The 13,107-nt window shown below is 71.2% G+C and carries 9 protein-coding genes; 2 read left to right on the top strand and 7 right to left on the bottom strand.

Going from position 1 to position 13,107, the window contains the following annotated elements; translation table 11 throughout:
- The first annotated feature begins 151 nt into the window (after positions 1–151).
- Entirely contained in the window at positions 152–856 is a 705-nt protein-coding gene (locus tag ACGFZS_RS15690) for a FadR/GntR family transcriptional regulator (RefSeq protein WP_393796012.1), read from the top strand.
- A gap of 68 nt (positions 857–924) precedes the next feature.
- On the opposite strand, the gene ACGFZS_RS15685 is transcribed toward ACGFZS_RS15690, so the two are convergent.
- Genes ACGFZS_RS15685 through ACGFZS_RS15660 form a run of 6 tightly spaced genes read right to left on the bottom strand, consistent with a single transcriptional unit; the run spans position 925 to position 10,282 of the window.
- Positions 925–3,933 carry an alpha-mannosidase gene (locus ACGFZS_RS15685; RefSeq protein WP_393795495.1) on the bottom strand — a complete coding sequence of 1,003 codons (3,009 nt, stop codon included), beginning with the start codon at positions 3,931–3,933 and terminating at the stop codon, positions 925–927.
- Positions 3,934–3,961: 28 nt separating this feature from the next.
- Positions 3,962–5,974, bottom strand: a complete 2,013-nt coding sequence (locus ACGFZS_RS15680; protein ID WP_393795494.1) for an endo-beta-N-acetylglucosaminidase — start codon at positions 5,972–5,974, stop codon at positions 3,962–3,964.
- Positions 5,971–7,221 (bottom strand): glycosyl hydrolase, encoded by a 1,251-nt coding sequence (locus ACGFZS_RS15675; RefSeq protein WP_393795493.1) that lies wholly within the window; start codon positions 7,219–7,221, stop codon positions 5,971–5,973. Before ACGFZS_RS15675 ends, ACGFZS_RS15680 begins: the two co-directional genes overlap by 4 nt.
- Before the next feature lie 27 nt (positions 7,222–7,248).
- The gene (locus tag ACGFZS_RS15670) at positions 7,249–8,100 is read right to left on the bottom strand and encodes a carbohydrate ABC transporter permease (protein WP_359225696.1); all 852 of its coding nucleotides are present in this window, start codon (positions 8,098–8,100) and stop codon (positions 7,249–7,251) included.
- Positions 8,097–8,984 carry a sugar ABC transporter permease gene (locus ACGFZS_RS15665; protein WP_359225693.1) on the bottom strand — a complete coding sequence of 296 codons (888 nt, stop codon included), beginning with the start codon at positions 8,982–8,984 and terminating at the stop codon, positions 8,097–8,099. Before ACGFZS_RS15665 ends, ACGFZS_RS15670 begins: the two co-directional genes overlap by 4 nt.
- Positions 8,985–8,989: 5 nt before the next feature.
- Positions 8,990–10,282, bottom strand: coding sequence for an ABC transporter substrate-binding protein (locus tag ACGFZS_RS15660; protein ID WP_393795492.1), 1,293 nt, complete (start codon positions 10,280–10,282; stop codon positions 8,990–8,992).
- Between the two features lie 241 nt (positions 10,283–10,523).
- Between ACGFZS_RS15660 and ACGFZS_RS15655 the strand changes: the two genes are divergently transcribed.
- Positions 10,524–11,570 (top strand): LacI family DNA-binding transcriptional regulator, encoded by a 1,047-nt coding sequence (locus ACGFZS_RS15655; RefSeq protein ID WP_355711120.1) that lies wholly within the window; start codon positions 10,524–10,526, stop codon positions 11,568–11,570.
- Here the strand turns inward: ACGFZS_RS15655 and ACGFZS_RS15650 are convergent.
- Entirely contained in the window at positions 11,567–13,102 is a 1,536-nt protein-coding gene (locus tag ACGFZS_RS15650) for an alpha-L-fucosidase (protein ID WP_393795491.1), read from the bottom strand. The genes ACGFZS_RS15655 and ACGFZS_RS15650 overlap by 4 nt on opposite strands.
- Positions 13,103–13,107 lie beyond the last annotated feature (5 nt).

The raw sequence follows: 13,107 nt of genomic DNA, 5'->3' as shown, positions 1-13,107 counted from the left end.
GAGCAGATGCCCGCATACTTATCAGACCACTCGGCGCTTTCAACACCCTGCGGACGCGATTTTCCCGTCGAAAGAGCCATAGTGGTCCGACCACCTCGCTGGCTAGACTGCGGCCCACGGCGACAGGAGGAGCGGTGTGGACGAGCGCGGTGTGGACGAGGCGGCCCCGCAGAAGGGCACGGTGACGCAGCGCGCCATCGAGCAGATCAAGGCGATGATCGGGGAGGGCCGCCTGGAGCCGGGCCAGCGGCTGCCGACGGAACGGGATCTCGCCGCCCAGCTGGGCATCTCCCGCAGCTCGATGCGCGAGGCGATCCGCGCGCTGACGGTCCTGGGCGTGCTGGAGGCCCGGCACGGCTCCGGGATCTACGTCACCCAGCTGGAGGCGGGTGACCTGCTGGAGACGTTCGGGGTGGTCGCCGACCTGTCCCGCGGGCCCCGGCTGGTGGAGCTGCTTGAGGTGCGGCGGGTCCTTGAGTCGACGGCGACGGCGCTGGCCGCCGCGCGGATCAGCGCCGATCAGCTGGCCGAGGTGGAGAAGCATCTTGCCGCGATGAACGCGACGGACGATCCCGAGGAGATCCTCGCCCACGATCTCGCGTTCCACCGGGTGATCGCGGGGGCGGCCGGGAACGACACGATGGCCGCGATTCTGGAGGGGCTGTCGTCCCGGACGTTCCGGGCCCGGGTGTGGCGGGGGTACCAGGAGGAGGGGGCGTTCGCGCGGACGCGGCGGGAGCATGCGGCGATCCACCGGGCCCTCGTCGCCCGGGATCCGGAGGCGGCGAGGGCTGCGGCGGCTGCGCATGTGGGTGAGGTGGAGGAGTGGTTGCGCGCACAGCGGATAGGGGGTTAGACCGTTGTGATGTCGGGTGCGGGTGGGTGGGGGCTGAGCGCGCAGTTCCCCGCGCCCCTATGGGGCGCTCATGCTCGACTCAGTCGTAGGGTCACCAACTCGAACGGGCGCAGGCGCAGTTTGACGCTGTTGCCAGAACGCTCCGGCGCATCCGTCAACGCTCGCTCCAAGAGATCCGTCGTCTTTACGTCCGCGACCTCGAAGCCCGCCGTGAGGGTCGCTCGCGCCCTGCCGCCGTGGGCCTCGTGGAAGCGGACCACCACGTCGCCGGTGCCGTCGTCGGCGAGCTTCACGGCCGTGATGACCACGGCCTCGTTGTCCACCGTCACGAGCGGGGGCACGTCCTGCCCGCCCGTCAGTGCGCGCTCCGGCAGGTTGATCCGCCAGCCCTCCCGGACCGCGTCGGCGATGTCGGCGCCCGGGACCAGGGCGTGCCGGAAGCGGTGGATGCCCTGGTCGGTCTCGGGGTCGGGGAAGCGGGGGGCGCGGAGGAGGGAGACGCGGACGGTGGTCGTCGTGGACCGGTCGGTGTCCGTACGGACGCTGCGCGTCACGTCGTGGCCGTAGGTCGAGTCGTTGACGACGGCCACGCCCCAGCCGGGTTCGGCCAGCTGGATGAAGCGGTGGTTGCAGGCCTCGAACTTGGCGGCCTCCCACGAGGTGTTGGTGTGGGTGGGGCGGTGGAAGTGCCCGAACTGGGTCTCGGACGCGTACCGTTCGGCGTGCACGTCCAGCGGGAACGCCAGCTTCAGGAACTTCTCCGTCTCGTGCCAGTCCACCTCCGTGTCGATGAGGAGCCGGCGTTCGCCGGGTGCCAGTGACAGCACCTGGGTGACCCGGGACGAGCCGAAGGACCGTACGATCCGGACGCCCTGGTCGTCGGCGGTGAGCTCGTCGGTGTCCGTGAGGTCGGTGACGGCGTTGCGGTAGAAGGCGTCGACGTCCCAGGCGTCCCACATGTTGGGGAAGTCCGGGTGGAGTTGGAGGAGGTTGGCGGCCGTGCCGGGGGCGACGGTCTCGCGGTCGGCGTCGAGGTCGTAGGCGGAGACGACCAGGCCGCGGGCGTCGATCTCGATGCGCAGGAGGCCGTTGGCGAGGACGTGGCCGCCCTCGGGCCGTTCCGACCGGGTCACGCCGCCGGAGGGCTGGGCGACGGCGGCGCCCGCGGCGGGCACGCCGTTCCTGCCGTGCGGGGCCGAGTTGAAGACCAGGGGCCGGTCCCCCTCCCCCGCCAGGGCCCGCTGGGCCGCGTCGATGATCTCGTTCAGTTCGGCGGCGATCCGCCGGTAGGTCGCCCGGGCCTCGCGGTGCACCCAGGCGATCGACGAGCCGGGCAGGATGTCGTGGAACTGGTGGAGCAGGACCGTCTTCCAGATGCGGTCCAGGTCCTCGTAGGGGTAGGGGAATCCGGTGCGCACGGCGGCGGTGGCCGCCCACAGTTCGGCCTCCCGCAGGAGGTGTTCGCTGCGCCGGTTGCCCTGTTTGGTCTGTGCCTGGCTGGTGAGGGTGGCGCGGTGCAGTTCGAGGTAGAGCTCGCCGACCCAGACGGGCGGGTTCGGGTACTCGGCCTGCGCCTGGTCGAAGAACGCCTCGGGGGTCTCCCAGACGACGGTCGGCGCGCCCTCCAGGTCGCGGACCCGGGCCGCCCTGGCGACCATCTCGCGGGTCGTGCCGCCGCCTCCGTCGCCCCATCCGGTCGGTGCGAGGGAGTGCCGGGCCCGGCCCTTGTCCTTGAAGTTGCGGGCCGCGTGGGCGAGTTCGCTGCCCTTCATCGAGCAGTTGTAGGTGTCGACGGGCGGGAAGTGGGTGAAGATCCGGGTGCCGTCGATGCCCTCCCACTGGAAGGTGTGGTGCGGGAACTTGTTCGTCTGGGACCAGGAGATCTTCTGGGTGAGGAGCCGGGTCGAGCCCGCCGCCCGGATGATCTGGGGCAGTCCGGCGGCGAAGCCGAAGGTGTCGGGCAGCCAGGCCTCGTCGTTCTCGATGCCGAACTCGTCGAGGAAGAACCGCTTGCCGTGCACGAACTGACGGGCCATCGCCTCCGAGCCGGGCATGTTGGTGTCCGACTCCACCCACATCCCGCCGGCCGGCACGAACCGCCCCTCCGCGACCGCCTTCTTCACCCGCGCCCACACCTCGGGCCGGTGCTCCTTCACCCACGCCCACTGCTGGGCCTGGGACATGGCGAACACGAAGTCGGGCTCGTCCTCGATGAGGGCGGTCATGTTGGCGGTGGTGCGGGCGACCTTGCGGACCGTCTCGCGCAGCGGCCACAGCCAGGCCGAGTCGATGTGGGCGTGGCCGACGGCGCTGATCCGGTGGGCGGAGGGCGCGGCGGGCACGGCGAGGACGTCGGCGAGGAGGGAACGGGCGCGGGCCGCCGTACCGCCCACGTCCTGGAGGTCGACGGCGTCCAGGGCGCGTTCGACCGCGCGCAGGATCTCGTAGCGGCGTGCCCCGTCGGCCGGCAGTTCGGCCATCAGTTCGCCGAGCACCTCCAGGTCGATCACCAGGTTCCACACGGTCTCGTCGAAGACGGCCAGGTCCATCCGGGTGAGCGTGTACTGCGGCTCTTGGCCGGCGGTGTCCTTGTCGCCGAGCGGGGTGGGCCGGAAGGGGTGGTAGTCGAGGATGACGGGGTTGGAGGCGGCCTCGATGTGCAGCCGTACCTCCTCGCCGCCCTCGGCCGGGGTGCCGACGCGGACCCACTGGTTGCGTGGGTTGAGGCCCTTCACCGGGGTGCCGTCGGGCCGGTAGACCAGGCCCTCGCACTGGAAGCCGGGCATGTTCTCGTCGAAGCCGAGGTCGAGCAGGGCCTCCACGGTCCGGCCCGCCCACTCCTCGGGGACGGTTCCGGTCACCCGGAACCAGCTGGTGCCCCACGGAGCACCCCACCGGGCGCCCACCGCGATCGGCTCGGGCTCGGCCGCGAGCCCCTCGTCGACCGGCACGGGTTCGCCGGGGGCGTGCCAGACGGCGACGTCGAGCGGCACGGACTCGGGGTACACGGCGGGGCGGATGCGCTCGTCGAGGACGCGCCTCAGGCGGGCTTCGACCAGGCTGCGGTCGTCATGCATGTGGGGTGCTCCGTTTGTTCGTTACCGGTTACCAGGTGTGCGTGACGGTCACGGGGTCCGACGAGGTGTACAGCTCCCCTACCGCGCGCACTTCGAACCGTGCCGTCTCCTCGCCCTGCTCCGGCTGGAGCCCGGTGAGGTAGAAGGCCCGCTGGCCGGTGGCGCCGAGGAAGCGCCGGGAGCCGTCGGGCAGCAGCCGGTGCAGGGTGTAGTGGCGCACCGCGCCGGGGGCCGCGTCCCAGGCGAGGCGCAGGCTACCGCCGTCGGCCGCGGTGATCTGCGCGGCGGCGGGGGCGGACGGCGTACTCACCGCGTCCCGTACGGCGATCCCGCCGAGCCGCCACTGCACGGGTCCGGCGCTCGCCGTGAGGCGGACGCCGAGGGCGTGGACGGTGCCGGAGAGGCCGGTGAGCGGGACGGTCGCGGTCGACCAGCCGCCGTCGCCCGATTCCACCGGCAGATAGGTGTACGGCGGTGCCGCGCCGGCGCCGTCCGGCTCGGCGGTGGCGACGGCGAGTTCGACGTCCACGTCGCCGGCGTCGGTCCGGTACGTCAGCTCGACCACCGTCCCGGCCGAGATCGGCAGCCGGGTCGCGTACAGGTCCAGGACCACGGGCTGGTCCAGGGTGCCGTTCACCAGCACGCTGCTGCCGCCCCGCCAGGCGGCGGAGAAGTCGAGGGTCACCGTCGGCCTGGTACCCGCCGTGCGCAGCGCCCACCGCCGGGACGGCAGCCGGTCCTGCAGCCCGAGGTGGTTCCAGGGCGTGTCCGAGGCGACCTCCCCGTCCTCGTACCAGCGCAGCCCGTGGCCCGTGTTGAAGACGCTGGCGAACGGCACCGCCGACACCGTCGACCGGTCCGCCACCGACACGGCCGGCGCCCGCCAGGGGTCCGTGCTGTCGGGCCGGGCGGGGTCGAGTGACCGTCCGGTCCAGAAGCGGTCGTCGGCGGCGTGGAAGTCGCCGGGGGTGCGGCTCGCGGGGAGGTGGTTGCGGGTCCACTCGGGGCGGTAGAAGCCGATCGAGGTGATGTGCGCCGAGCCGCTGGGCACCATCGCGTCCCAGTTCACGGAGGTGTTGGAGCCGTTGGACTCGACGTCGACACCGGCCCACAACTCGTAGCGAGTGCGGCCGAGTTGGACGGCCTTGGTGCCCGAGGAGGCCAGGGTCGAGGTGCTCCACCGGAAGTCCACGAACATGTCGTCGGCGGCCTGGAAGAAGGCCTGGTTCTGGCTGTTCAGCGCACCCTGCCAGCTGACCGCGCCGTTCACGGTCATCGCGTCGTACCAGGTCACACGTTGTCCCTGGGCGGCCGCGAGCGACTTCAGCTCGGTGACGAAGCCGAGCATGTCGGTGCCGAGGGCGGTGTTGCCGCCGCCGGTCTCGGCGTTCACGAACCAGCCGTCGAAGCCGTAGGCGGCGGCCAGGGCGACGAGTTGAGCCGCGAGGGGAAAGTGCCCGGCGGAGTCCTTCTGGACCAGGTCGCGGGTCCACTGGAGCTGACCGCCGTAGGCGGTGGGCGGCAGGAAGATGTTGCCGAGGACGGGCACGCCGTGCCGGTGGGCGGCGTCGACGATCGGCGCGTTCGGGGCGAGGATCAGCCCCTCGCCGGCCGAGCCGCCCCAGAAGACCAGTTCGTCGAGGTAGGCCCAGTGGGTGAGGGCGTAGTAGTCGGCGGTGGCCGAGCCCTGGGAGGGGTTGCCGGAGGTGGGGCCGAAGGACACCAGCGACTGGACGCGGGCCTGCCCGGAGCGGGCGGTGGTGTTGGCGGGGGTCGGGGTGAAGCGGGCGGCGAGCGGCACGGAGGACGCGTTGAAGGCGAGGTCGGGGTCGCCGGCCGCCGTCCAGGTCTTCAGGCTGCGCCAGGTGATCCCGGTGCCGGGGCTGCCGGACGGGAAGGAGTCCGGGTAGAAGTAGGCGGCGTACGGCGGGGTGGCCGTGGCGGCGGCCTCGGTGGCCTTCGAGGCCGCGGCCGTGGCGGGGGTGGGTAGAAAGGCCGCCGCGGTGGCGGCGATCAGGACGGTGCGTCTGCTGGGGTTCACGAGCGGGTGCCTCCTTGTGGGGTGGGGAGTACCTGGTCGGGAGTGACGACTTCGGTGATGCCGCGCGCGGTGAGATGGTCCCGGTCGGCCGCGCGGGTGTCGAGGACGGTGGTGGGGCGGGCGCCGTCGGCGGCGAGCCGGAACCAGGCGTCGAAGACGGGTCCGCCGGGTGCGCACCGGGAGCGCAGGGCCGGGTCGGCGGGTACGACGAGAGCCGTACGGCGGACCGTCGCCGTGGCGGGCTCGGCCGCCGCGAGGACGTGGGCGATGTCCTTGGGTTTGCGGTCGTTGGTCAACAGGCCCAGACCGTATTCGAGTTCGGGGAAGTCGGCGAGGGCGCGGCTGACGTCGTGGGAGCACCACCAGGTGATGCCCCACAGGTCGGGACAGTCCAGTACGGCGGTGATCGTCGCCTCGGCGAAGGCCGCCGCGTGCTCGGCGGGGATCAGCGGTGCGGGCGCGCCCACCTCCTGGAGCCAGACGGGCCGGTCCGGCCGGTGGGCCCAGGCCTTGCTCAACTCCACCAGGTACGCGCCGTGTTGACCGGTCTGCAAGGCGGTGCGGCCGTGGCGCTGGGCGGTGCCGTTGAACACCCAGGAGTGCACGGCGGTGAGGTCGCCGAGCCGGGCCGAGTGGTCGGGGGTGAAGGGCTGGTCGTCCTGGTACCAGGCGGCGTCGTAGGAGGCGTGCAGATGGAGCTTGTCCGGGGCGCCCTCGGCGCAGGCGGCGAGCAGCCGTACCAGCCAACGCTCCGCCTCCTGCTCGGTGATCCGGTCCGGATCCGGATGCGGGCCGGCGGCGAACTGGTTGACCTCGTTGCCGACGGTCATCCCGATGAAGTTGGGCCGGTCCGCGAGGGCGGCGGCGAGGGTGCGCAGATAGTCGGCCTCCGCGTCGACCGCGTCCGGGTCGGTGAAGAGGTTGCGCCGGTGCCAGGTGCGGGTCCATGCGGGCAGGAAGTCGAAGCTGCTCAGGTGGCCCTGCAGGCCGTCGACGTTGACGTCCAGGCCGCGTTCGGCGGCCGCGTCGGCGAGGGCGAGGAGCTGTTCGACGGCGCGCGGGCGGATCAGGGTGCGGTTGGGCTGGAAGTAGGGCCACAGCGGGAAGACCCTGATGTGGTCCAGGCCGAGCGCGGCGATCGAGTCGAGGTCGGCGCGGACCGAGTCCAGGTCGAAGTCGAGCCAGTGGTGGAACCACCCTTCGCTGGGGGTGTAGTTGACGCCGAAGCGCGGCAGGGCAGGAGGCATGTGCGGTCTCCTTGCGGGAACGGGGGTTCAGCCCTTGACGGCGCCTTCGCCGACCCCGCGGAAGAAGTACCGCTGGAGGCAGGCGAACAGGGCGATCAGCGGGGCCACGGCGATCACGGTGCCGGCGGCGACCAGCCGTTCGTCGTTGGCGAAGGTGCCGTGCAGGTAGTTGAGGCCGATGGTGAGGGTGAACTTGGAGGGATCGCTGAGCACGATGAGCGGCCACAGGAAGTCGTCCCAGGCACCCATGAAGGCGAAGATCGCGACGACCGCGACGGTGCCCTTGACGGCCGGCAGCGCGATCCGCAGGAACCGCTGCCAGACGTTGGCGCCGTCGACGTAGGCCGCCTCCTCGATCTCGTAGGGCAGGTTGAGGAAGGCGTTGCGCATCAGCAGCACGTTCATGGCGCCGACCGAGCCGGGCAGCACGACGCCGATCAGGGTGTTGTTGAGGCCGAGTTCGCGCATGGTGGTGAACTGGGCGATGATGATGCCCTCCACCGGCACGAGCATCGCGAGGATGAAGACCAGGGTGGTGATCCGGCGGCCCCGGTAGCGCAGCCGGGCCAGGGCGTAGCCGGCGAGTGCCGAGCCGACGCAGTTGGTGACGACGCTCGCGCTCGCGACCTTCAGCGAGTTGAGCACGTAGTCCCAGACGGGGATGGTGTCGGCGACCCGCTGGTAGTTGTGCAGGGTGGGATGCTCGGGCAGGAAGCTGGGCGGCGAGCTGAAGATGTCCTCGGTCGGGCCCTTGAGCGAGGTGGACAGCTGCCACAGGAACGGGCCGACGGTGACCGCGAGGACGAGCAGGAGCAGCGCGTACCGCAGGACCAGTTCGCCGACCCGGACGCGGCGGCCGTGCTCGTCGGTCACGCTCATGGGCGCTCCCTGCGGTCCGCGCGGAGCACGAGGAGCATCAGGGTCACCGTCACCACGAAGACGACGACGGAGAGCGCCGAGGCGTAGCCGACCCGGCCGGTGAGTCCGGTGCCGGTGCGCTGGACGAGCATCACGAGGGTGGTGTCCTCGCCGGCCGGGCCGCCGGTCGGGCCCGCCATCAGGTACACCTCGGAGAACACCTTGAAGGCGGCGACCGAGGAGAGCGCGGCGACCAGGACCATCGTGGAGCGTACGGCGGGCACGGTGACGGCGAGGAAGCGGCGCACCGCTCCGGCGCCGTCCACGGCGGCCGCCTCGTGCAGTTCGCGCGGGACGTTGGCGAGCGCCGCCAGATAGATGATCATGTAGTAGCCGAGGCCCTTCCAGACGGTGACCGCCATCGCGCTCAGCAGGAGCAGCCACTGGTCGCTGAGGAACCCGATCCGGCCGATCCCGACGGTCTCCAGCAGGGAGTTGACCAGCCCGCGTTCGTCGAGCAGCCAGACCCAGATGAGCCCGACCACGACGATCGAGGCGACGACCGGGGTGTAGAACGCCGACCGGAAGAAGGCGATGCCGGGGATGTTCTTCTGCACCAGCAGGGCGAGCAGCAGCGGCAGCACGACGAGGGCGGGCACCACCCCGAGGACGTACAGGGTGCTGTTGCGCAGTCCGGTCCAGAACATGTCGTCGTGGATCAGTTCGCGGAAGTTGGCGAGACCGACGAACTCGCCCGGGATCAGGGTGCGGCGGTCGGTGAAGGAGTTCACGACCGTCGAGACGAACGGATAGAGCACGAAGGCGCCGACGACCAGCAGCCCGGGGGCGGCGAACAACCAGGGACTGGTGGGCAGTTGACGCCGCACCCGCGAGACACCGGCCATCCGGGTCACCCCTGCTGCTGAAGCAGGGTGTCGCAGGCCTTGACAGCGTTGTCGAGGGCCGCCTTGGGACTCTCCTTGCCCTGCAGGGCCTTGGCGACCTCGTTGCGCAGCGCGGTCTTCATCTGGTCGCTGAACAGCACCGGCGTGTAGTTGACCGCGTTCTTCAGGGACTTGGCGGCGGCGATCCGCACCCGGGTCTCATCGGTGCCGTCCTCCTTGGTGAAGTACGGGTCGTCGAGGGAGCCTGCGGTGCTGGGGAAGATGGCGACCTGCTTGGCGAAGGACATCTGGTTCCGCGCGTCGGTCACGAAGTGCGCGAAGGCGACGGCGGCCGGGGTGTGCTCGGTCTTCGTGTTGACCATCACGCCCATCACGTACATGTTGACGTGCCCGGTGCTGGTGATCTGGTCGGTGATGCCGATGTTCTTGTACAGGGTCGGCGCCTGCTTCTTGAAGTTGTCCAGGTCCAGGGCGCTGCCGGGGTTCATGGCGACGGCCCCGGTGAGGAACTTCTTGCCGGAGGACTCCGGGGTCGCGGTCAGCGCCTGCGGGTCGAGCGCCTTGGCGTCGTACAACTCCTTGTACTTGGTGAGGAGTTCGACGCCCTTGGTGTCGTTGAAGGCGAACCCGGTCCCCGCCTTGTCCATCAGCTCCACGCCGTAGCGCCCGAAGTCCTCGATCGTCGGCACGTTGGCGAGGGTGGCGACCTTGCCGTCGCTCTGCCGCGCCATCTTCAGCGCGTCGGCGAACAGGTCGTCGTACGTCTTCGGCGGCTGCTCGGGGTCGAGGCCGGCCTGCTCGAACAGGGACTTGTTGTAGAAGAGCGGCCCGGTGTTCAGGTACCAGGGGAAGGCGTACGTCCCGGTCGTCCCCGGTATCCGATGGCTGGCCCAGGCCCCGTCCAGGTACTCGGCCTTGTACTTGGCCGCGGCCTTGTCGAGGTCGAGGGCGAGGCCCGCCTTGGCGAGCGGGGCGACCAGGTCCGGGGAGACGTTGACGACGTCGGGGAGGGTGCCCCCGGCCGCGTCGGCGCTGATCTTGTCGGCGTAGCCCTCGGCCGGCTGGTCGATCCACTTGACGTGGGTGTCGGGGTACTTCTTCTCGAAGTCCGCGATGACGCCCTCGAAGTACGACTTGAAGTTCGCGCGCAGATTCCAGGTCTGGAAGGTGATGTCGCCCTCGACCTTGCCCGAGGCGTCGGAGGATCCGCCGCCGTCCTCCCCGGAACCGCAGGCACTCAGCGGCAGGGCGAGGACGGCGGCAGCGGCGAGGGCGAAGGCTCTGCGGGAGATGCGCATGGTCCGTTGCTCCTTTGCGGCGGGGTCGGCTTTGCGGCGGCGGCCTGAGGTGCCGCGCCAGACCTTGCACGCCGTTTCCGCACCGCGTCAATGGATTCGGCACGGCTAAAGTCATTAGTGACTCAAAATCCCTGCTCAGAAAGGTGCTTGCAGCACATTGCGGCCGATCACTAATACGCTTTAGGATGGTACCACTCAAGCGCATTAGCGGTTCGCGGTCCCGACCGAATGAGGAAGTGAGTTGGCGGAGAAACGCACCCCCGCGCGCCGGCCGACGATGAAGGACATCGCGCGCCGGGCCGGAGTCTCCGAGAGCGCGGTCTCCTTCGCGCTCAACGGCCGCCCCGGGGTCTCCGAGACCACCCGGGCCCGGGTCCACCGGGTGGCCGAGCAGCTCGGCTGGCGGCCCAGCACGGCCGCCCGCGCCCTGTCCGGCGAGGGCGCGGCCACCGTCGGCTTCGTCCTCGCCCGCCCCGCCCACTCCCTGGGCGTGGACTCCTTCTTCCTCCAACTGGTCTCCGGCATCCAGGAGGTGCTCGCCGAACGCCATCTGGGCCTGCTCTTCCAGATGGCGGAGGACGTGGCCGACGAGTGCGCGGTCTACCGCCGCTGGTGGGCCGAGCACCGGGTCGACGGCATCCTGGTGGTGGACCCCCGCGCCGACGACCCCCGCCCCGACCTCCTCGACGAACTGGGCCTGCCCGCCGTGGTGATCGGCGGTGCCCCCGACGAACGCCATCCCGGACTGTCCACGGTCTGGGCCGACGACGCGGCCGCGATGGCCTCCGTGGTCGACGAGCTGACCGCGCTCGGCCATCGCCGGATCGTGCACATCGCGGGCCTGCCCGGCCTCGCCCACACCCAGCGCCGGATCCGCACCCTGCGCACCGAGGCGGAGGGCCGGGGCCTGTCCGAGGTCCGCTCGGTCACCACCGACTACTCCGACGCCGAAGGCGCCGCCGTCACCCGCCGCGTCCTGCGCACCACCCCGCCCCCGACCGCCCTCATCTACGACAACGACGTGATGGCGGTCGCCGGCGTCGCCGCGGCGGCCGAACTCGGCTACTCCGTCCCCGACGACATCTCCGTCGTCTCCTGGGAGGACTCCGCCCTCTGCCGCATGGTCAAGCCCTGGCTCTCCGCGCTCTCCCGCGACAGCGCCGAGTTCGGCCGCACGGCCGCCCGCGAACTGACGTCCCTGCTGGACGGGGGTGCGGCGCGGGCGGTGCGGGTGCCGGTGCCCCGCCTCGCGCTCCGGGGCAGCACGGCACCCGCCACCCGCTCCTAGACCGACGACCGGTACAGCCCGAACTCCGCGATCCGCACCCCCGCCCGCGCCGCCGTGACCCGTACCCGCCAGCGCCGTGCGCGGACCGGCCGCGTCAGCCGCAGGATCCGGCTCGCGCCGACCGTGCCGGCGGTGGCCACAGGGGACCACGCGCCCGCCGTGTACGCCTCGACCACGACGCTCTCCACCTGCTGCCCGAACCGGATGTCCTCGGCCAGCCGGATGCGGTCCACCTCCTGCTCGCGGCCGAGGTCCACGGTCACCCCGCCCGGTGTCACGGAGCGCCGCGTGCCCCGCGCGAGATCCTCGGGCAGTTCCCGGTCCACCCGCTCCCGGAACTCACGGAGCCGGACGACGTCCGTGGCGTGCAGCAGGCCGTCGGTGTCCGGGGGGACGTTGAGCAGGAGGACGGCGTTGCGGCCGACCGAGCCGAAGTAGATCTCGGTCAGGTCGTCGACGGATTTGGGTTGCTGGTCGGCGTGGTAGAACCAGCCGTCGCGGATCGACACATCGCACTCGGCCGGCCACCACTGCAGGTAGTCGGTCTTCGGCTGGGCGGTGACCAGGGCCGCCCTGCTGCCCTCGTCGGCGGTGTCGTAGGAGAGTGCCCAGTCCGTACGGCCGTACTGGTTCTCCTTGACCGGGAGGACGCTCCACTCGTCCTCACGGGCGAGGCCGCCCTCGTTGCCGACCCAGCGGACGTCGGGCCCGGTGACGGCGATGGACGCGTCGGGGGCGAGGGTGCGCACCAGGGAGTACCAGCTGTCCCAGTCGTAGTTCTCCACCTTGTCCGGCGGGATGTGGCCCTGGGCGCCGTCGAACCAGACCTCGTCGACCGGGCCGTACTCGGTGAGCACCTCGTAGAGGGTGTTGAGCATGTGGGCGCCGTAGTCGGTGGCGTCGAGGGTGAGGAACCGGTCGGGGGTCCGGTCGTCGCCGTCGACCAGGGTCGGGACGGTGTGCGTGCCGCGCGCGCTGCCGTTGGCGTACACGCCGTGCAGGTACTGGTTCTCGTCGGCCGGGGAGAGGTAGACGCCGACCTTCAGGCCGTAGCGGCGCATGGAGTCCGCGAAGGAGCGGAGGACGTCGCCGTGGCCGTCCCGCCAACTGCTCGATCCCACGGTGTGGTTGGTGTAGCGGGAGGGGTAGAGGACGAAGCCGTCGTGGTGCTTGACGGTGAGGATGGCGAGGCGGAAGCCGCCGTCGCGCAGGGCCCGGGCCCACTGGTCGGTGTCGAGGCCGGTCGGCTGGAAGACGTTCGGGTCCTCGTCGCCGGTGCCCCACTCCAGGCCGGTGAACGTGTTCACGCCGAAGTGCAGGAAGGCGGTGCGTTCCAGTGCCTGCCAGGCGGTCTGCCGTGCGGTGGGGCGGACTTGGGAGGCCTTGCGGACCAGGTCGGCCGGGGTGTCGTCGGGGGTGACGGGGATACGGGAGAGGTCGGGGTCCGCGGCGGTGGCCGGGAGGGCCGGGAGGCCTGCCGTCACCGCGAGGGTGGCTGCCGAGGCGACGAAGACGCGCCTTGAGAGATCCATGGGGG

The sequence above is a fragment of the Streptomyces sp. NPDC048288 genome, from assembly GCF_043201555.1.
Taxonomy (GTDB): Bacteria; Actinomycetota; Actinomycetes; order Streptomycetales; family Streptomycetaceae; genus Streptomyces.
The sequence above is the reverse complement of the archived record's forward strand: the minus strand, read 5'-3'. Positions and strand labels throughout refer to the sequence as shown.

Coding starts and splice junctions, on each gene's coding strand:
- ACGFZS_RS15660 (WP_393795492.1), bottom strand. CDS start 10,282: ATGCGCATCTCCCGCAGAGCCTTCGCCCTCGCCGCTGCCGCCGTCCTC.
- ACGFZS_RS15650 (WP_393795491.1), bottom strand. CDS start 13,102: ATGGATCTCTCAAGGCGCGTCTTCGTCGCCTCGGCAGCCACCCTCGCG.
- ACGFZS_RS15675 (WP_393795493.1), bottom strand. CDS start 7,221: ATGCCTCCTGCCCTGCCGCGCTTCGGCGTCAACTACACCCCCAGCGAA.
- ACGFZS_RS15665 (WP_359225693.1), bottom strand. CDS start 8,984: ATGGCCGGTGTCTCGCGGGTGCGGCGTCAACTGCCCACCAGTCCCTGG.
- ACGFZS_RS15670 (WP_359225696.1), bottom strand. CDS start 8,100: ATGAGCGTGACCGACGAGCACGGCCGCCGCGTCCGGGTCGGCGAACTG.
- ACGFZS_RS15685 (WP_393795495.1), bottom strand. CDS start 3,933: ATGCATGACGACCGCAGCCTGGTCGAAGCCCGCCTGAGGCGCGTCCTC.